The organism is Psychroserpens damuponensis, assembly GCF_000826655.1.
Lineage (GTDB): Bacteria > Bacteroidota > Bacteroidia > Flavobacteriales > Flavobacteriaceae > Psychroserpens > Psychroserpens damuponensis.
Map to the genome: position 1 here is coordinate 1 of NZ_JXJO01000093.1, position 2,366 is coordinate 2,366.

General features: G+C 32.7%; 2 protein-coding genes. Both read left to right on the forward strand.

Annotated features, from left to right (window positions below; translation table 11 throughout):
- On the forward strand, positions 1–618 hold a 618-nt coding region (locus TD29_RS18620; RefSeq protein ID WP_040282933.1), incomplete at its 5' end, for a hypothetical protein.
- A 232-nt stretch (positions 619–850) separates the two neighbouring features.
- Positions 851–2,266, forward strand: a complete 1,416-nt coding sequence (locus TD29_RS17695; protein WP_040282936.1) for a cyclodeaminase/cyclohydrolase family protein — start codon at positions 851–853, stop codon at positions 2,264–2,266.
- The last annotated feature ends 100 nt before the right edge of the window (positions 2,267–2,366 follow it).

Consider the following 2,366-nt stretch of genomic DNA (forward strand, 5'->3'; position numbering starts at 1 on the left):
CATACACAAGACCGTTGGCAAACATTTGACGCAACCTTTCGAGAGAAATTACATCTATTAAATATAAATAGAATTATAATGAAAAAGAAACTAATATTTTTACTTTGTTTAATCGGACTAACAAGTTGTGAAGTAGCGTCAGTCGATACAGATGACCCGAATTACGTATATGATGGAAGAGGCGGAATTAAGTGTAGCGCAAATGGAGAGTTATTGATACCAAAAGTAAGTTTCAGCGGAACTGGTGCAGAAGCCGAATTACAATTTGTTTCGTGGAATAATGAGAATTATATGAGCATTTATTTTAGGGATGGTGGAGAATCACCTGATTTCATTTCTCAATGGATTAGAATAAAAGTTGTTGATATTTTACCTGATTCAGTAATAGTCGGAGACATTTATTCTTTAGAAAATGAACTCGACTCGAATACAGGAAAATACAGAATTAACTCTGCTGAATATAATTACTCAACAGATGACCAAAATACTGGCGAATTAAAAATTCTCTATCACGATTTAGAAAACAGAATATTAGGCGGAACTTTTGAATACGACGCAATTGATGAAAATGGTGTAATTGTAGAAATAAGAAATGGAGAATTTGATATGAAATATTAAATAAAAAACGATTTGCCAACACCGTGTATAATTCATTGCTAGTTATAGCTTACTTACGAAAGTCCTCGCGGACTTTCTATCTGTGATTTATTTGCTAACTTTAGTGCTTAAACACGCAACGAAATCATACACAAACACGTTGGCAGTAATATTGAGAACGTCGCAAACACATAATTATAAGGTATTTACATTAAATTAATTTACTTTTGTTAGAAATAATAATGAATTTTGAATGAATATAAATTTACTTGAAATAACAACAGATGAACTTTTAGAAAAGTTTGGAGCTGGCAAACACAAGCCAGGTTCTGGAAGTGCAGCGGCTTTACAAGGTATGTTAACGGCAAAACTGTTAACGACAGTCATTAGTTTAACCAATCTACCTAAAAGACAAAAGAAGTACGGAAAATATCTTCCCAATCTATTAAAAATGGATAAGAAAATTCAGGAACGAATTTTCCCAAAACTGACCGAATTATTTCAAGAAGATGCAATTCAATTTGACAAAGCAATAACAGCTAGAAAAGAGAGAGATAATGAAAATGATGTTGTTAAAAGTAATCTTTTAGGCAAAAAAGCACTTAAGGAACTTAAAGGCGCAATTGACATACCCATTGAAATAACAAAACTTTGCATCGAACTTGCCGAAATAGCGGATTATGTTTTCGATAATGCTTTTCAAGGTGCTAGAGGAGATTCTCAAGTTGCATTAAGTGGTGCTGTAGCTGGAATTGCAGGGTGTTTATCTATAATTCAACTGAATCTATTGTCATTTGGAAGTGATGAATATTCTTGGACTTCGAAAATTAACACCGAAACAAAGAGATTAAAGAAACGATTTATAGAATTAAATAAGATTGCCGAATCAAAAATCGAAAAACTGGAAAATGAAGTATCGGACAAAGCTCAACTTTATAAGGATGTAGATAAATTATTAAGAGATTTAAAATCAAAAACAAAACTTACTTACAAAGAGATTGAAGTAGCTGCTTCTGATTTTCAAAATTTATTATGGAAGCATAAAGAACTGATTTGGATTAATAATACACCTAATCATCCTGCAAAGGTTCTTCAACCCGGAATAGCACTAAAAAAAGCTTTGGCGTACAATTTCGTTCAAGTGGAAAAACTTGATATAATTGACGATGAATACGGAACGTTTGAAACTGCTGGCATAATTGACCAAAAAGATAGGATTGTCCTAGTTTCCAATAATTTTGATAAAAACACACAAAATTTTACTACCGCACACGAATTAGGTCACGCCTTGCTACACAAACAAGCCGTTCTGCATAGAGACCGACCAATCAACGGAACATCAGATAATTTTAAACGTAATATAACGGAACGTCAAGCAGACAAATTTGCTACAAATTTTTTGATGCCTGCTAAATTGGTTAAAAATGAATTTGTCGAGATGTTTCAAACAGAAAGATTTATAATTGATGAGCTAACAGCTTTTAATCTAATTAAAGACTCACCAAGTAAATTAAGAAAGGATTGCAAAAACTTGCGTGGTCTAGCATTGAAGTTGGCTTCATCGGAAAGATATAATAATCAAAGTTTTGTCTCAATTGCAGAATTATTTAATGTTTCCTTTTCCGCAATGGCGATAAGATTAGAAGAGCTTGGATTGATTGAATATTAAAATACTACTGCCAACACCGTGTATAATTCATTGCTAGTTAGAGCTTACTTACGAAAGTCCTCGCGGACTTTCTATCTGTGATTTATTTGCTAACTTTAGT